Source organism: Prevotella sp. FD3004, assembly GCF_000746155.1.
GTDB lineage: Bacteria > Bacteroidota > Bacteroidia > Bacteroidales > Bacteroidaceae > Prevotella.
Genome location: NZ_JQKR01000011.1, coordinates 26,473 through 44,465, shown reverse-complemented (window position 1 = coordinate 44,465; position 17,993 = coordinate 26,473). Strand labels below are relative to the sequence as shown.

At 46.7% G+C, this 17,993-nt stretch carries 16 protein-coding genes and 1 tRNA gene; 9 read left to right on the top strand and 8 right to left on the bottom strand.

What is annotated here, in order from left to right; genetic code table 11:
* The first annotated feature begins 62 nt into the window (after positions 1 to 62).
* The 3 genes from T325_RS02575 to T325_RS02565 are packed head-to-tail and all read left to right on the top strand — an operon-like array spanning position 63 to position 1,829.
* Positions 63 to 752, top strand: coding sequence for a phosphatidylserine decarboxylase family protein (locus T325_RS02575; protein WP_036910215.1), 690 nt, complete (start codon positions 63 to 65; stop codon positions 750 to 752).
* A complete protein-coding gene (gene pssA, locus T325_RS02570; RefSeq protein ID WP_036910214.1) occupies positions 753 to 1,439 on the top strand; it encodes a CDP-diacylglycerol--serine O-phosphatidyltransferase in 687 nt (228 codons plus the stop codon).
* Between the two features lie 15 nt (positions 1,440 to 1,454).
* Entirely contained in the window at positions 1,455 to 1,829 is a 375-nt protein-coding gene (locus T325_RS02565) for a DUF4834 family protein (RefSeq protein WP_036910213.1), read from the top strand.
* Here the strand turns inward: T325_RS02565 and pyrH are convergent.
* The gene (gene pyrH / locus T325_RS02560; RefSeq protein WP_036910212.1) at positions 1,826 to 2,536 is read right to left on the bottom strand and encodes a UMP kinase; all 711 of its coding nucleotides are present in this window, start codon (positions 2,534 to 2,536) and stop codon (positions 1,826 to 1,828) included. The two genes, T325_RS02565 and pyrH, sit on opposite strands and share 4 nt — an antisense overlap.
* A 13-nt stretch (positions 2,537 to 2,549) precedes the next feature.
* On the bottom strand, positions 2,550 to 3,254 hold the full coding sequence (locus T325_RS02555; protein WP_036910211.1) for a biotin--[acetyl-CoA-carboxylase] ligase: 705 nt from the start codon (positions 3,252 to 3,254) through the stop codon (positions 2,550 to 2,552).
* Between the two features lie 43 nt (positions 3,255 to 3,297).
* Between T325_RS02555 and T325_RS02550 the strand changes: the two genes are divergently transcribed.
* Positions 3,298 to 3,750: a nucleoside deaminase gene (locus T325_RS02550; protein ID WP_036910210.1), complete on the top strand. Its 453-nt coding sequence runs from the start codon at positions 3,298 to 3,300 to the stop codon at positions 3,748 to 3,750.
* 24 nt (positions 3,751 to 3,774) lie between these two features.
* A complete protein-coding gene (locus T325_RS02545) occupies positions 3,775 to 5,904 on the top strand; it encodes a M6 family metalloprotease domain-containing protein (RefSeq protein ID WP_036910209.1) in 2,130 nt (709 codons plus the stop codon).
* A gap of 29 nt (positions 5,905 to 5,933) precedes the next feature.
* Here T325_RS02545 and T325_RS02540 read toward each other — a convergent pair whose 3' ends face one another.
* From T325_RS02540 to rsmI, 6 genes are all read right to left on the bottom strand, one after another.
* A complete protein-coding gene (locus T325_RS02540; RefSeq protein WP_036910208.1) occupies positions 5,934 to 7,631 on the bottom strand; it encodes a C10 family peptidase in 1,698 nt (565 codons plus the stop codon).
* The gene (locus tag T325_RS02535; protein ID WP_051949662.1) at positions 7,631 to 8,440 is read right to left on the bottom strand and encodes a hypothetical protein; all 810 of its coding nucleotides are present in this window, start codon (positions 8,438 to 8,440) and stop codon (positions 7,631 to 7,633) included. The genes T325_RS02540 and T325_RS02535 overlap by 1 nt, the downstream gene beginning before the upstream one ends.
* Before the next feature lie 31 nt (positions 8,441 to 8,471).
* Entirely contained in the window at positions 8,472 to 10,103 is a 1,632-nt protein-coding gene (locus T325_RS02530) for a RagB/SusD family nutrient uptake outer membrane protein (RefSeq protein ID WP_036910207.1), read from the bottom strand.
* Between the two features lie 37 nt (positions 10,104 to 10,140).
* Positions 10,141 to 13,371, bottom strand: a complete 3,231-nt coding sequence (locus tag T325_RS02525) for a SusC/RagA family TonB-linked outer membrane protein (protein ID WP_036910206.1) — start codon at positions 13,369 to 13,371, stop codon at positions 10,141 to 10,143.
* Positions 13,372 to 13,726: 355 nt separating this feature from the next.
* On the bottom strand, positions 13,727 to 14,575 hold the full coding sequence (locus T325_RS02520) for a Cbp1 family collagen-binding glycoprotein adhesin (protein WP_036910205.1): 849 nt from the start codon (positions 14,573 to 14,575) through the stop codon (positions 13,727 to 13,729).
* A gap of 30 nt (positions 14,576 to 14,605) precedes the next feature.
* Complete coding sequence (gene rsmI / locus T325_RS02515; RefSeq protein ID WP_036910204.1) at positions 14,606 to 15,280, bottom strand: 16S rRNA (cytidine(1402)-2'-O)-methyltransferase; 675 nt, start codon at positions 15,278 to 15,280, stop codon at positions 14,606 to 14,608.
* Positions 15,281 to 15,451: 171 nt separating this feature from the next.
* On the opposite strand from rsmI, the gene T325_RS02510 reads away from it, so the two are divergent.
* The 4 genes from T325_RS02510 to T325_RS02495 all read left to right on the top strand — a co-directional run bounded on the left by T325_RS02510 (position 15,452) and on the right by T325_RS02495 (position 17,989).
* On the top strand, positions 15,452 to 16,054 hold the full coding sequence (locus tag T325_RS02510; protein ID WP_036910203.1) for a thymidine kinase: 603 nt from the start codon (positions 15,452 to 15,454) through the stop codon (positions 16,052 to 16,054).
* Positions 16,029 to 17,129: an AI-2E family transporter gene (locus T325_RS02505; RefSeq protein ID WP_036910202.1), complete on the top strand. Its 1,101-nt coding sequence runs from the start codon at positions 16,029 to 16,031 to the stop codon at positions 17,127 to 17,129. Before T325_RS02510 ends, T325_RS02505 begins: the two co-directional genes overlap by 26 nt.
* Positions 17,130 to 17,229: 100 nt before the next feature.
* A tRNA-Lys gene (locus T325_RS02500) sits at positions 17,230 to 17,302 on the top strand.
* Positions 17,303 to 17,671: 369 nt separating this feature from the next.
* Complete coding sequence (locus tag T325_RS02495) at positions 17,672 to 17,989, top strand: DUF3467 domain-containing protein (protein ID WP_036910201.1); 318 nt, start codon at positions 17,672 to 17,674, stop codon at positions 17,987 to 17,989.
* The last annotated feature ends 4 nt before the right edge of the window (positions 17,990 to 17,993 follow it).

The following is a 17,993-nucleotide window of genomic DNA, read 5'->3' as shown; positions in this document are numbered from 1 at the left end:
TTGTATCTTTAGTGAAATTTGTGTACCTTTGCAGCCAATTAAAGAACAATTGAATATTACTAATGGGAGAAAGAATTAAGAAACTTAAAAAGATAAGAATCCACCGTGAAGGAACCAACGAATTGACCATCAGCGCCTTAGCCATTATAGGCATTGGCGCTCTCATTTGGTATGGCCTCCACATAAATATACTCTTCTGGACCTTTATGATCATCTTCGGTGCCGCCTGGCTCATGGCTCTCAACTTCTACCGCTGTCCTATCCGCTATTTCAATGGCGATACCGACAAACTGGTCGTTGCTCCTGCCGATGGCAAGATCGTTGTGATTGAAGAGGTTGAAGAAACTGAATATTTCCACGATAAGCGACTGATGATCTCTATCTTCATGAGTCCGCTGAATGTACATGCCAACTGGTTTCCCGTTGACGGTAAGGTAAAATTCGTTCATCATCAGAACGGTAATTATCATAAGGCATGGCTTCCCAAAGCCAGTGAGGAGAATGAGCATGCCGACATCATGATTACCACCCCCGAAGGACAGGACGTACTGGTTCGTCAGATTGCAGGTGCCATGGCCCGCCGTATCGTAACCTATGCCAAGCCTGAAGAGGAGTGCTACATCGATGAGCACCTGGGATTCATTAAGTTGGGATCTCGTGTGGATGTGTATCTGCCCATTGGAACCGAGATACGTTGTCGTATGGATCAGCCAACCACAGGCGACCAGACCGTGATTGCAAAACTGAAGTAAATGAATATCAAGAAGCATATCCCTAACACCATCACCTGCTGCAACCTTGTCTCAGGCTGCATCGCCACCTATTTTGCTTTTCAGGGTGACTTTGGCATGGCTCTGCTCTTTATCATTATCGGTGCCGTGTTCGACTTCTTCGATGGCATGAGTGCCCGTCTGCTGAACGTTAGTTCTCCTATTGGTAAAGAACTAGACTCCCTAGCCGATGACATCACCTTCGGCTTTGCCCCATCAGCTATCATCTTCAGCTACCTGTGCACATTCCATATCCATCTGGTATACGTACCATTCCTGGCATTCGTAATGGCAGCATTCTCTGCCCTCCGACTGGCCAAGTTCAACCTAGACGAGCGTCAGGCTTTAGGCTTCATAGGTCTGCCTACACCAGCCAACGCACTCTTTTGGGGTTCGCTCATCGTCGGTTTGCAAGAACATGATATTGCCTTCAGTGGCATTGAGTGGATTATTCTGGCAGGCACCTTTATCAGCTGCTATCTTCTGATTGCAGAGATTCCCATGTTCGCCCTCAAGTTCAAGCACTGGGGGTGGAAGGGTAATGAGATAAAATATATCTTCGTTCTCTCTTGCATCCCCCTGTTGCTCCTTCTCGGAGTCAGCGGCTTTGCCGCTATCATCGCCTGGTATGTGGCGTTGTCGGTGGTTGCAAGCAAGAAGAACGACTAAAAACCGTTTTTGGGCATGAAGATTTTTTTTGCTATTGTCATCTTTGGCCTCATTGGCATAACCATCATTGTCATGATAGTTATCAACTTCATGTATCACAACATCAAGAAGCTCAGAGAGGAAGTAGAGGATCGCTATTATCGCAACCTGAAACGTAAGGAACAAAAAGAGAAGAACCCCTTTGGCGACGACTACTTCAAAAGCAGCAATAAGAAGCAGAGTGCGCGCGCCCAAAGACAATACGCCCAAAGAGAGCAGAAAGCAAACAGTAACACCACCACTCGCAGAACAACTACGAGCGATGGTGTCACTATTATCGACGATCGCAACGAGGAGAAGAAAATCTTCAACCAAGGCGACGGCGAATACGTTGAGTTCGAAGAGGTTTAGCTGTGCACAAGCGTACCGATCTGCTCGCCATCCATCACCTTTTTCAGATTACCCACAATATCCATGTTGAAGACATAGATAGGTAGATGGTTGTCGTTACACATACAGATGGCCGTCAGGTCCATCACCTTTAATCCACGTTCCAACACCTCCTGATACGTAATATCCTCAAACTTCGTAGCCGTAGGGTCTTTTTCCGGGTCGGCTGTGTATACACCATCTACACGGGTGCCCTTCAGCATCACGTCGGCCTCAATCTCAATACCACGCAGACTTGAGCCCGTGTCGGTAGTGAAGTATGGCGAGCCAGTACCTGCAGAGAAGATACACACATCCCCCTGCTCCATTGCCTCAATGGCCTTCCACTTTGTGTAGAATTCACCGATAGGTTCCATGCGGATGGCCGTCATCACGCGGTTCTTCACTCCGATAGCGCCTAAGGCACTGCTCAAAGCCAGCGAGTTGATGACTGTGGCGCACATACCCATCTGATCGCCCTTCACACGGTCAAAGCCCTTCTGCGAACCTGAAAGACCACGAAAAATGTTACCACCGCCAATCACAATACCAATCTGAACACCCATCTCGCTAACCTCTTTTATCTGTTTAGCATAGTCGCTCAGACGTTCAGGGTCGATGCCGTAGCCCTGCTTTCCCATCAGACTCTCGCCCGAGAGTTTCAGTAGGATTCTCTTAAATCTTGCCATATACCTTATTATATTATATAATGAATTGTATCTCCTTAAAGGCGTAAGTACATTCTCGGCCCTCCTGATCCACAAGGAGCAGTCTCCCGTCTGGTAAGACATCCGTCAGTCTCGCAGTAAAACAAGTTGTTTTACTTCTATAAAGACTATCTTTTCCCCTCCTAAAGAGCATCTCTCTGTAGGTAAAACAAGTTGTTTTACTTTTAAGCTCACTATCGAAACAATCCAAGAATGCCATCAGCATCTCTTCGAGGTCCGTTTCCTGCCCTGTCAGCTGATAGAGTGATACCGGATTAGGTGCATCGCTCTTGAACTCTTTCTGATTCACATTCAGTCCGATTCCGATGATGCTGTCCTTGATTTCAGTGCCCTGTAGGCGGTTCTCTATCAGTATGCCGCAGATTTTCTTGTCGCCGACATATATATCGTTCGGCCACTTGATTTCCACCTTATTATATATATAGGACTGTAGCATTCTGCACATAGCTACTGATACCACCTCAGTAATCCTAAACTGTTCCTTAGCCAGAATGTTCTCAGGATGGATGAGCATCGAGAACGTCAGGTTTCTGCCTCGCTCACTCTCCCACGAGTTAGAGCCACATCCCCTACCCGCCGTCTGATAATCGGCCACGACAACCATGTTACCCTCACCATGCTCCTTCAGCCAGTGGTTGGTAGAGTCGGTCTCTTTGATATGAATAATCTTAAAATCCATAATCCGTTTGCAAAGTTACGAATATTTTTCGTAACTTTGCAACATGATAACAGAAGAACAACAAAAAAAAGACGAGCGTTACATGCAGATGGCCCTCGACGAGGCGCAAGCAGCCTACAAAGCCGGTGAAATTCCCATCGGCGCTATTGTCGTGTGCAAGGACCGAGTTATCTCACGTGCCCACAACCTCACCGAGACCCTCTGCGACGTTACCGCTCATGCTGAGATGCAGGCAATCACTGCCGCGGCAAACACCCTTGGAGGCAAATACCTCACTGGCTGCACCCTCTACGTCACCGTAGAACCCTGCACCATGTGTGCTGGTGCCATCGGATGGGCACAAATTCCCCGTATCGTCTATGGCTGCACAGACGAAAAGCGCGGCTACCACGACCTGGCCCCACATGCTTTCCACCCCAAAGCCAGCGTTACCAGCGGAATACTGGAAGAAGAATGCCGTCAACTCATGCAATCTTTCTTCAAACAGAAGCGATAACTGCTCAATATAATTCATGAATTCATGAAAAAACAACGATTCCTAATTACTCTGTCAGCCTTTCTGCTTACAGTTGCAAGTTGGGCTGTCCCTGCCAAGCCAGGGCAATGGCGCATGCTGTTTCTAGCCGACGGTCGTCAAATCAAGGCAGAACTTAAAGGCGATGAGTTCACACACTTCTGGCAGACAGAAAGCGGTGACTGCTACATCTCAGAAGGAAAAGCATTCCATTTAATCGACAAATATACCCTTTCACAACAGGCGCAATCCATCAGAATGGAGCGTGAGCAGTTGCGCTCACGCCGAACCGCACATACCCGTGGGCTTGGCGATAATCACGCCCCATATACTGGAAAGAAGAAGGGATTGATTATACTTGTACAGTTTTATGACCTCTCATTCAAGGTAACAGACCCTTTAACAACGTTCAACCATATTGCCAATGGTAAGAATTACATTGAAGGCAACTTCAAAGGCAGTGTACATGATTACTTCTTAGCCCAGAGCGGCGGTTTGTTTGAGCTTGACTTTGATGTAGTGGGGCCTGTCACTTTGAAGAATGGTTATGCCTACTATGGCCAGGACAATGGCGAGAAAGGATTAGACAAACATCCAGGCGAGATGGTGGTAGAGGCATGTAAGGCCATAGACGCCCAAGTGAATTTTGCCGACTATGATTGGGATGGCGACCATTATGCAGATCAGGTGTTTATCATCTATGCAGGCAAAGGACAGGCCGATGGCGGTTCTGATGATACAATCTGGCCTCATGAGTTTGAGCTCGAATATGCATACGGCAGCAAACCTATCTTCGACAATATTACCGTAAACACCTATGCCTGCGGCCCTGAACAGAATGGCAAAGGAAATATAGATGGCATTGGCACCATCTGCCATGAATTCTCTCACTGCCTAGGCCTACCTGACACATATGATTTAGTCGATACCAACAACTACGGCATGGGGTCCTGGGATCTGATGTGCAATGGCTCCTACAACGGCAATGGCTATCTGCCCCCAAACTATACAGCCTTTGAACAGGCTTATATCGGTTGGAATGATCCTATTGTACTGATGGAGGATCAAGTGGTCAGCGGTATGAAGCCCATCGGTGATGGCGGCAACATCTATCAGTTAGTAAACGATGACTATCCCAATGAATATTTCCTATTGGAGAATCGTCAGCAAACGGGATGGGATGAGGCAATCGGCGGCAGTGGTCTGTTGGTGACACATATTGATTTTGATCTGGACGTATGGCATCACAACGCAGTAAACTCCGTAGGAAGCACCTTTATGAAAGGTAACAACATATTTAAAACCAACCATCAGTACCTGTCTATTGTGCCTGCTGATGGGATAACCAATCATAATGATGAATCGTCAGATACCTATCCTTATAACCTTAAGGATAGCATTAGCAATACTTCTTCACCAACCTTTACGTTGTATCATGCAAAAACTAACGGTTCCACATTACTGGGTAAGGCCATCACAGACATTCGCCAGAATAGTGATGGCTCTATTGATTTCAAGTTCCGTGCCGTTGATACAAATACCGAAGCACATATCGGTGGTGTTGTCTTTCATGAGACTTTCGACCAGTGTAATGGCGAAGGTGGCAACGATGGCAACTGGCGCGTTAGCTCTGGTTCTGCTGAGTATATTGCCGACAACAAGGGTTGGAAGCTGGCAGGAGAAGGTGGCGGATATAAATGCGCCAGATTTGGAAATGTTGTCACAAAGGGTATTGTGACTACACCAAAGTTCTGTGTGACGGGCAACACAAAGCTTACATTCCGTGCCGCTCCCTATGGGGAAGATGAAATTGAAATCGGCATAACGGTTATGGGCAGCAACGAGGTGATGCTATCGCAGATGTCGTATACACTATTACCTGAACAATGGACAGAATGCGAGTCTCTCATTAGCGGTACAGGTGAGATTGCCATCCAGTTCACCCCCTCAAAAAACCGTTTCTTCCTCGACGAAGTGAAGGCAGAGGTTATGTCGGAAACCTCTACTATCAAAACTGTCTGGAATAACAAAGCCGACGCCCGCATCTACGATATTCACGGCAGGTATGCAGGCACTGACATCGAATCTCTTGCTAAGGGCATTTATATCTTAGGGGGAAAGAAAATAATAAAATAAAGGCTTGCCAATCGGCAAGCCTTTATTTTTTATTTCATAACCTTCTTTCCGTCTTTAATATATACACCTTTTCCAAGTATATCCAGATTGTTACCAACACGACGACCATTGAGATCGTAGAAGGTTCTTGTGCCAACCTGTTTTGCTGTTGGAGAAGTTATTGCTGTAATCGGGGTTGAGGCAGGGCTCTCTGTGATACTGAGTTCACCATTAGCGCCCTTTACTAACTTATATTGGCAGATGAGGCCACCAATTTGGCGGATAGGAGAAGGCTCTGCTTCATGGATACCCTGTGTAACAAATGTAACAAGATATGTACCAGGTTTCACTGTATTATCCCTTAGATTAATACATTCCACTGTACCAAGCTGTTCATGATCTTCAGTATTAAATACAAAGCCATAATTGGGTTCAACAGGGCTTCCATCCTCGTCTTCAGTGTCATAGATGAGAATATTAACATTATCATCTTCTTTGCCGTTAGAATTCTCCATGGCGATAAAGATCTTACCACGGAAACTACGATAGTTCCGATTGTAGATTCCGCGGGCAGTGAGCATCAGATAATCCTGATCAATCGACAAAATACAGATTGAGTCAGTATACCATGAGGAGTAGTCTACCGCGCCCTCAGCAGGCGTCTTGCTGGGATTAAAACCAATGAGCATCTGGTTGTAGCTACTATAGTCACCTTTCTGTGCTGCCTCAGAGCCCGGCTGTAAGATATTCATATCATAGTAGCCATCGCAAGAGCCACTCCAACCCCAGTTTACATAGACTTTACCATCGGCATCAAGACCATGGAAAACGAATGCGTGACCAGAAGAACCGTCTTCCGGATTTCCTGCATAAAGTATCGGTCGCTTATTGGTCAGTTCATTATAGACAAGGCCCTGCCATTCCATATCCGTATATAAGGTACGATACAATATGCGAAGCGAAAGAGAGTCGTATTGGAAGTTATCAACCAGTGCTCTTGCACAATTGGATAGGCGGCTACCACCATAGCTAATCGTATAGTCCATACCTATAGCCGCACCGACATCAGACATGAGCGTTGCCACAGCTTCGGTCGTCGTTGTCAATGTGGTCTGGGTCTTAGCATAAGTATCAGACATATTGCTCCAATCATAGACCCCCTTGATTTCCTTGGTCTTGGGGACTCCATTCTTCGAATACGATCCTGTGCCTTGCCCCTGAGCAGGATATTGGTAATATTTCATAATCTGAGCTATAGCAGTAGCGCCACAACCTGTAGGACAATGCTCACTTGCTACACTTGGGCACAGAAGGTTATAAGGAGTACCTTGATTCCACTTGGTAGTCAGAAACGGCTCTACCGTCACACCGGTACGTGTTCGGACATACCAATTCCCGGTTTCCAGTCTGCGCTGCATAGAGTTACTGGCTTCCTGCAACCACCAGCTGAAACCTTCTGGCAGGTTGTTCATGTCGATAACGGATGAGGATTTTCCAAGCACAGCAGGAAACACATCATCACGACTGACCACCACAAATCCACGGCCCTCAGCACTGTATACAGAGAGATAATCATTCTTCAACTCCTGAGTCAGGTTCTTATTCACAAGACTCGCGTTTCTTGACATCGCACCGAGCAACTGCTGACTAGCTATTGCTTTCATCTCTGCATCGGTACGGTCAGAAGCATAAGTGGCTATCCCAAGGATAGCCACCAATGCCAATATAGACAATCTTTGTTTCTTCATTATTCTTCAACTACAAAATAGTCATAGGCAGAATTAGTGAAAGAAAGTCCGGCTTTAGGAAGTGCATACTTGAATCCGAAGATGTATGTCTTGTCACCATCAGATTCATCATAGAAAGACTCTTTATCATCAGCCTGCATAGCATAAACGCCACCATACTCATCAGAATAGTCCCAGCCCTGATAAATCTGCTTCTCGTTGATATGGATTTTGTTATTAGCGTCGATGGTGAAGGTGAAAGTGTGCTCCATAGCCTCATCTACCACCTTAACACGATAAGTCTTCTGCATTTCTGAGTATTCCAGAACATTATTATGCACCTCTGCATCATTAAACTGTGAGTAGTAGGTACCCTTCTGGAAAGGCTTATAATCCTCCTTCATGATGTTAACATTCATCTCAGGAACATAGCCCTTCTCATTCACCTTGTAAGGAGAAGTGTACTCCTCAGGGATTGCAAGACGCAACTGATAGTTGGTGAAAGGAACAGCCTCAGCGCTGATCTGGATGGTCACCTCTGTCTCTGTCTGACCGGCAGCGAACTCTGCTGTAGCAGGAACAGTAAACACTGGGTCAACCTGTACCTGAGTCAGGGGCACTGAAAGAGCACTACCGGCATCGGCACGACCCATAGTGATGGTGAAACTGGTAGCTGTCAACTCCAGCACCTGAGAAGCCTCATCTACGAAATATACGTTGTTGCTGCCTGCTGGCTTGCCGGGCTCAAAGTTATCGTCATCGCTACAAGAAGCGAAGCCCATACCCGTCAATGCCATAGCGGCCAACAGAAATATTTTATTGATCTTCATAACTCTTAATTCTTAATTGTTAATTCATTAATTAGTCTGTTACACCGTCACGGAGACCAGGGTTCTGATCCTGCTTAGGCTGAGAACCACCTGTGTTGTTAATGATAGCAGCATTAGCGTTAGTCTCACTATCGCTAAAGCGCATCAGCAGCCAAGGATCATCGGGATCGATGTTGAAGCGGAATGCATCAGGCTCATTGGTGCTGTCAGCATTGTCGTGGAAGCGAACAACGGGTTTGTGCAGACGGTTAGCGTCGGCCATAAAGAAACCTTCACCCCAGAGTTCTACACGACGCTGGTACCAGATTTCGTCAGCAAGAGAACGGCCACCCTTTGTGCTGTCATAAGCAGGATCACGATAGGTCTTCACGAAGTTCTCAAGAATCTGACGAGCCTGAGTCTCGTTGCCACTCTTAGCAAGACCCTCAGCCTGAATCAGAATCATCTCCTCAACACGCATCAGAGGGAAGTCGTTGCTGTTCATGGTGCTACCAATACCTTTCTTCATACCGAATTTAACATTGGTATATGGCTCGAATGGCTCTTTCACGTCACCAATATACAGAGTTGATATTGCATCACCTGTTGTACCATCCCAAGAGATAGTAGCAAGCAGCGGTGAGTGCAGATTCTCGTCAACCCACCAGCCCTTACGAACGTCGGTTGCAGAGATCTTATCGAAGAGCATCTTATTGATCATAGCATAACAAGCTGCACCTGCTGTATAGGCACTGGCAGAGAAACTTGACAGCCAAGAAGCACTGGTTGAATAATGATCCTTGGCCTGATCGTCTGTCAGGATGATGGCCCACATCCAGTTGTGCTCACTAGCGTCAACGAAGGTAGGAGTAGAGACCTCTGCGATTGATGCAGGGGTAAAGCCCTCCATAGCCTTAGCGGCATCAGCAGCAGCCCCAGCCCAATTACCCATATAAAGGTTTGCACGGGCACGAAGACCGTAAGCTACGTTGATATTAATACGTGACTTATTATCGCGGTCAGCACCAAGGACAGCGATAGCTGCATCGAGGTCGCTCAAGATCAGGTCATAAACCTCCTGTACAGTAGCACGGGGGTTGTTGGCAGGATCTGCGGTCTCAGGCGTCACGATGGGCACACAGGGATCATTCTGATGACCCTGATAGTTGAACTGGAAGTAAGGTACCAGGTTCAGGTAGTCGAAAGCACGAATTGCACGAGCCTGAGCTACCTTGTTCTGACTTTCAGCGTCCTCCACCTCACCGAGTGAACCGATGATGTCGTTGGCAATCTTAATCTGATTGTAAACGATGGCATAGCGGATATAGGGGTTAGCATAGTTCGGGGTGCGAGAGGTATACTCACCACATACAGAGAACCAGTTGTAACCACTGTTCGGATAAATATAGTCGGCGCCCTCAGCATCCTGTGAAAGGGCAGCCATAACAAAGCCAAAGTCGTCAGCACGGCCACGACCAGTACCAAATACGCCATAAGGCTCACCCATCATGCTGAACATACCTGAGAAAGTAGCATCAACACGAGAACTGATAGCGCTATAGGTATCAGTCAACTGACTCTGAGTGATCATGCCACCTGCTGGTTCCTGCTTGTTCACGTCATCGCAAGCCGTGAGTGTCAGCACTCCGGCAACTGCGAGAATTGATATTTTATTGAACTTCATATGTCTCTTAAATCTTAATTCTTAATTCTTAACTTCTTTAGAATGTCACCGTCAGACCGGCAGTGATGGTACGCATAGCAGAGTAAGAGTTCGTATTCAGACCTGAACCGCTGGTATAACCACCGATACCAAGTGAATAACGAGGATCAAGGCCCTTACGCTTTGACATTACGAACAAATTCTCGCCAGCCACATAAACACGCAGTGAACTGAGTGTCAACGGGGTGATAATGTTCTTCGGAAAGGTGTAACCCAGAGTCAGGTTGTTCAGACTCAGATAGTTTGAACTGATCTGGAAACGGTCAACAACTGACTGACCTACCTGAGTGTCGCCATCCAGACGAGGAACGTCAGTGTTAGGATTCTCAGGAGTCCAAGCTTTCAGGGCATCCTTATGCCATGCCTGACCAGCAGAAGACTGAGTATGCATCAGAGCCTGATAAGAACCGTCGTAGATCTTACCACCGAGCTGGAACTGGAACTGAGCTGTAAAGTCGAAACCGTAAGCATAGAGAGTTGTACCGAAACCACCATAGAGTTTAGGCAGAACACTACCACAGTTATACTTCTCGGCCTGTGAGAAGTTAGATGTCGTCAGGTCGCGACCTGTCTCCTTACCATTCTCATCTTTCTCCTTGTAGTAGTACAGAGCTTCACCAGTTTCCTTGTCGACACCAGCATACTTGAACATATAAGCGTCGTAGAGTGAACCACCCTCCTCATAGATATAGGTGCTACTCTTGATACCATTCTCACGTACAGACTCATCGAGCTTATCGATGACGTTCTTATAGTGAGTGAGGTTCAGGTTGGCAGTCCATGTGATGTCACGGGTCTTCAGGATAGTACCTGTTACGTTGAACTCAACACCCTTGTTGGTAATCTGACCAACGTTGGTAGGATACTCACCTGTGGGGTTACCAGCTGACAGGGGCACGGGTTTGTAGTACAGCAGGTCAGAGGTCTTACGGTTGAAGTACTCGAGAGTACCAGTCAGGCGACCCTTGAACAGTGAGAAGTCAACACCGATGTTGTAAGCCTTTGACTTTTCCCAAGTCAACTCATCATTACCCTTATATTTCAGAACGAGTGAGTAGCCATCAGAATAAGAGGCCTCATACTGGTCAGCATACGGTGTAAACCAACCTACAGTTGAAGAGGTACGAGCATCACCAGCGAGTGTACCGATGGCGTCGTTACCCTGCTCACCATAACTGGCCTTCAGTTTCAACATATCAATCCACTTCACATCCTTCAGGAACTTCTCTTTAGACATTTCCCAAGCGAGACCGAGGCTGTAGAAGTTACCCCAGCGATGACCAGGAGCGAAACGGCTTGAAGCATCACGACGATAAGAAGCGCTTACGAAATACTTCTCGAGATAGTCGTACTGTACACGGCCAAGGTAACCCTCGGTCATATATTTCTGAGTGAAAGAGTCCATCTTCTTGTTCTCAGAACCAGCAGCGTTACCAACTTCACCGATATATGGATTGAACAAGCGGTCGTTGCTAGCATAGAGATACTGATACTGATGCTTATACTGCTCATAACCAGCCAGCACATCCAGATGATGGGTATTGTTGGCGAAGTCAGTACGGTAGTTAGCCAGATACTGGTTGGTTACGTTGAAGAAACGGAAATGATAAACGTAAGCAGCACCATCCTGAGCAGATGCACTACCAAAAGTAGAACTCAGATCGTTCTCACGAGAGTTACGTGCAGAAACAGCGAGGTTAGCACTCAGTGTCAGACCTTCGATAGGAGTAACAACAGCAGAGAACTTTCCGTCGAAGTTGTCGTAGAAAGTCTTAGTACGGTTAACCTCATTGTCGCGAACGGCATTACCAACGAAGTTTGCACGCTTGAAGTTCGTATTGTTAGAATCGTAGACCGTACGGCCTGCCTCTGTCATGATATTACCCTGAGCGTCACGCACATAGAGCGGATAGATGGGAGCAATCATGTTACAGATATAGAAGATATTACCTGATGAACCCCATGAAGAAGTAGAATATGAAGGCTGATCAGCATTACGGTGTGAGAAGTTCATGTTAGTACCGACCTTCAACCACTTCTTCACCTGATAATCCACATTCAAGCGAGCAGTATAACGCTGCATATCAGAGTTGTTGACGATACCACCATCTTTCAGGTAACCAGCACTTGCATAGTAGTTCAGCTTATCGGTAACACCGCTGAAGCTGACATTATATTCCTGACGGAATGAATTGTGGAAAGCCTCGTCGTACCAGTTGTCGGGAGTGTAATAGTACTGACCATCGCTGTAACCCAACTTAGCATTGGGGTTCAGGCGCAGATTAGTACCAATCAGATTCTCACCCTCGGGAACAGTGAAAATCTGGTAACCCAGACCACCATTCTTTTCATCGTACAGGTTCTTGTTGGCAAAAGCATAAGCTTCAGCAGCGGTCTTACCATTATAAATCTGTGAGTTGTAGAGCTGCTTGAAGTAAGTCTCATAGTACTGACCGGGATCATCAATCACGTCATACTGCGGAATCAAACGGCTATTAGAACCCCACTTGGCGTCAAACTTAATCTCAGCCTCTTGGTTACGACCCTTCTTGGTGGTGATGAGCACAACACCGTTGGCACCACGAGCACCATAGATGGCGCTGGCAGAAGCATCCTTCAGTACGGTCATCGACTCCACGTCGTTCGGGTTGATTGAGTTCAGGGCACCATCGAAAGGCATACCATCGAGCACAATCAGCGGGTTGTTACCGGCTGACATAGAACCGACACCACGAACGCGAATCTTTGGAGAGCTGTTGGTAGGGTCACCATTATCACTTACGATCTGCACACCAGGAGCAGCACCAGCCAAAGCATTGGCTACGTTAGAAGAAACGTGAGCCTCGATGGCCTTAGAGTCTACCTGAGCGGCAGAACCGGTGAAGGCTGACTTCTTCTGAGTACCATAAGCCACAACAATAACCTCGTCGAGGGCGGCAGCGTCGCTCTTCAGGAACACACGCATACCGTTCTTGGCTGTTACGGTCTTGGGCTCGTAACCCAAGTAAGAAATGGTCAGAGTCTTCGAACCCTCGGGAAGAGTCAGGTTGAAGCGACCATTCACGTCAGTCAACATACCTGTACTTGTACCGTCTACCTTAACAGCAGCACCGATGATGGGCTGACCGTCTTCCTGAGAAAGCACAGTACCGGAAACTTTCGTCTGAGCCAGCGCGCTACCTACGAACAGGAAGAGGCTGACAAAAAACAACGTTAGTCTTTTTTCCATAAATTCTCTCTCTTTTGATTAATTAATATTTAAATATGTATAATAAGTAACTAAACTATTAGCTCCACGATGGAAGCATCATACGTTTTTTAACTTTTTCAAGTTCAGGGTGCAAATTTAATGCATAAATTCGCCAAAAACGAATAATTTTATATAAAAATCACATTTTTACTGCATTTTTTTAACTTTAAAACCTATCAATTGACTTAAATCAATCATTTTGCGTCATTTTGCCCGATATTACAAAGTGTAAGCAAAAATCTGTTTCCGACGACATTATGACACAAAAAGAAAAAAAAAGAAGGAAACTCTTCCTTGAGTTCCCTTCTTTATCATATTGTTAACAAGTCTGAACTTACTTTACCTGAACTACGAGATACTTACTAGTTGACCAGAAAGTCTGCGGGTTGGTAATGCGAAGGACATACTGCTTGTTGGCATCACGCTCCAGCGTGTAAGAACTTGCAGGGTGAGCCGTCAGAATAGCGGCAGACTTGCTATAGAGTTTGATTTCCTTATCGATGCGGATATCAATCTTTGTGAAGTAGCTCTTGTCGAAGTCGCCCTGAAGCACCTTACCCTTTACGAGCACGTTGTGTTCCTTGAGTTCCTTGCTTGTGCCGAATACGAACCAAGCGGTGTTAAGTTGCTTGTCCTGAGTAGAGATAGTCTGCGACTTCTCAGTATTTTCAGCCGTAAGGTTGCTGACATTAGTATTCAGGTCGGCCACCTGCTCATCGAGCTCTGCGATATGGATGTCCTTCCTGTCGAGTTCCTCACGAAGAGCCTGCAACTGCTGGTCTTTCTTCTCCATCTGTTCAGTAAGGTTATCGATGATCTTTTTCAGCTGACCACCCTTCACACTACTCTCACGAACCTGCTGTTTCAGTTTATTGATAAGCTCCTTGTTCTGCTTCATTACACTCTGGATGAACTGGAAGTTCTCCTTAATGCGCTGAGTGGTATTGGTACCCTCGCCTTGCTTGGCAAGCGTAACACGATTCTGCGCCTCGGTAATCTCGCGGAAGCCTTCCTCGATGTCGCTCAGCGTAGTCATCATGTCGTTGATCTCATTGTCCTTCTGGGCAATAATCTGATTCAGCGAGTCACGCTGCTGCTGGGCAGCCTGCTCGGCTTTCTTCACGCCTTCATTACAGCTAGCCAGTGCAAAAACGCACATGGTTAAGATAAATAGTTTTTTCATAACTTATAAAATTAATATGTTATTCTATCATTAACTGCTGGCTCCTGCCAGAACTATCACAATCTCTCCCTTGGGTTCTTTTTCCTTGAAATGGGCTATCACCTCATCGAGCGATCCACGTACACTCTCTTCGTGAATCTTGGATATCTCGCGACATACGCTGACCTGACGGTCACCACCATAGGCCTCAGCAAATTGTTGGAGGGTCTTCAACAGACGATAGGGCGACTCGTAGAAAATCATGGTGCGCTGTTCTTCCTTCAGCGACTCGATCTTAGTCTGGCGCCCCTTTTTCTGAGGAAGAAAACCTTCGAAGGCAAAACGGTCGCAAGGCAGTCCGCTCGACACCAGAGCAGGAACAAAGGCCGTAGCTCCAGGCAGACACTGAACCTCGACACCAGCCCTGACAGCCTCACGAACAAGGAAGAAGCCCGGGTCGCTGATGCCAGGAGTTCCCGCATCACTAATCAATGCCACATTCTCGCCCGCCAACAATCGGCTGACGACTCCAGCGCTGGTACCATGTTCATTGAATTTATGATGCGACATCAACTGGTTGCGAATGTCATAATGCTTAAGCAGGATACCCGAAGTACGGGTGTCCTCCGCCAGCACGAGGTCTGCCTCTTTCAGAATACGGACGGCACGGAATGTCATGTCCTCCATATTGCCTACTGGGGTCGGTACTATGTACAATATACCCATAACAGGGGACAAATTTAAGGTAAAATCTCAGAATTGACAAAAAAACAGGTAAAATCTTTGCAATTTTTAAAAGGTATTTTGTTATTTTGAGCCACGCTCGAAGGTACTTTCGCTCAAAAATACTCAAATTAATTTGGTATTTTATGCGCTTATTCGTACCTTTGCACCATTATGACAGACAACTTAACAGGAGAGGCGCACCGTCCTGGAAGAATTGAAGTGGTGTGCGGCTCGATGTTCTCGGGCAAGACGGAAGAACTGATCCGTAGGTTACGGCGTGCGCAGTTTGCCAAGCAGAAAGTGGAGATATTCAAACCCGCCATCGACGTGAGATACTCCGAGGAAGACGTGGTGAGCCACGACCAGAACCACATACTCTCTACGCCCATCGACTCGTCGGCAAGTATATTGCTGCTCACAAGCGACATTGACGTGGTAGGTATCGACGAGGCCCAATTTTTCGATATGGGCATTGTAGAAGTGTGTAATGAGTTGGCCAACCGCGGAGTACGCGTTATCGTGGCAGGACTCGACATGGACTTCAAAGGCGTTCCGTTCGGCCCAATGCCTGCTCTCTGCGCCATTGCCGACGATGTGACAAAGGTGCATGCCATCTGTGTACGTTGTGGCAATCTGGCCTATGTAAGTCATCGCAAGGTTGACTCAGAGCAACGAGTACTGCTTGGCGAGACTACCGAGTACGAGCCTCTGTGCCGTGAATGTTACCAAAAAGCCATAAAAGAAGAAAATGAAAGAAAAGACAATCACTCTTGACCGTCTGGTACGTTGGGTAGGAGGAGGTCTGCTCGTTGTGGCCATCCTGCTGCTTATCAACTATCTGAGCAGCGTGCTGTTACCATTTGCTATCGCATGGTTCTTCGCCTATCTGCTCTACCCTATTGTGAAATTCGTGGAGCGCCACATGCGTCTGCCTCGTGCATTGAGCATCATCGTGACGCTTATCGTCGTAATAGCCGTTGTGAGTGGCATCATCTATCTGATTATCCCTCCAATGATTGAACAGTTCGAGAAACTAGGACAGTTGGTAAGCGACTATATCCACAAGTCTGCACATATCACCTCGATACCAGCTGCCATCAGCCAATGGTGGGTCGACAATCAGGGAGAGATAGAGAAATTCTTCCGCAGCGACACCTTTACCGATAGCATCAAGCAGATTATGCCAGGAATCTTCAATGTTCTCGGGCAGACCTACAGCGTCATTGTGAGCGTAGTGGCTTCGTTCATCACCTTATTATATATGTTCTTCATCCTGCTCGACTACGAGTATCTGACAAACAACTGGATACGCATCTTCCCCAAGAAGGCACGTCCGTTCTGGCAAGAACTGATGCTCGACGTAGAGCGTGAGCTGAACAACTACGTGCGTGGACAGGGGCTTGTCGCCCTTATCATGGGTGTACTTTTCTGCATTGGCTTCACCATTATCGACTTTCCGATGGCTATCGGCCTCGGCATCATGATCGGAATTATGGACCTCGTGCCCTATCTGCATACTTTCGCCCTGATACCCACGGTATTGCTAGCGTTACTGAAATCGGCCGACACAGGACAGAATTTCTGGATTATCCTAGCGATGGCCCTATTGGTATTTATCGTAGTACAGCTGATTTGTGACATGATAGTGACGCCGAAGATAATGGGTAAGGCTATGGGACTGAACCCCGCCATCCTGCTGCTTTCGCTCTCTGTCTGGGGTGCGTTGCTCGGCTTTATCGGCCTGATTATCGCCTTGCCGCTCACCACACTGCTTATTGCATATTATCAACGTTACGTAACGAAGGAAGGCGAGGCAGAAGAGGTGGAACAAGGCACTCCGCCCGACTAAATTGGCAAAAAAAAGCAAAAATTCTCCCAATAAATTTGGCAGATTCGAAAAATATGCATACCTTTGCAGCCGCTTTCGAAAGATTGCAAAAATCAAGGTTGATCCGTTAGCTCAGTTGGTAGAGCACAACACTTTTAATGTTGGGGTCTTGGGTTCGAGCCCCAAACGGATCACTTTAAGAATCCGCAAGAAGCTGAAATTCAGTCGCTTGCGGATTCTTGTATAACAAAGTGCACCACATTTACACCACCAAACATCAAACATACAACCTACACCACTGCCCCAATTTTCCAAGAATGTAGTTGGATTAGTGTATGTCGAATCCGCTGTCAAAGAGCTCTACGCCCATTCTATAGGTTTACTCGGAGTAAACTGCCATTTTACTCGGAGTAAAGTTTGCTTTTACTCGGAGTAAAGTCATCGTAAGCCACTTTACAGATAACAGTCGTCATATATATTAAATAATGTATATTTTCAGCTAAGCCAGCATGATATTTGGGAAATCTTTTGTAAATTTGCAATCTGAATAATATAAAAACGATATGAACGAAAAGAATAACGAGCAGCAGGGTCTGCAATTAGAGTTGCCACAGGAAGTGGCGCAGGGAGAGTATGCTAATTTCGCCATCATCACGCACTCGAGCAGCGATTTCATCATAGACTTTGCACGTGTGCTGCCCGGTCTGCCTAAGGCTCAAGTGAAGAGCCGCGTGATACTGGCTCCAGAGCACGCAAAGCGCTTGCTGGCCGCACTTCAGGAGAATATCATGCGCTACGAGAAAGAGTTCGGCGCCATCCGAATCCCCAGTCAGGATCCCAATCCTATTGCTCCTTTCGACCTGCCTAAAGGCGAAGCGTAGGATC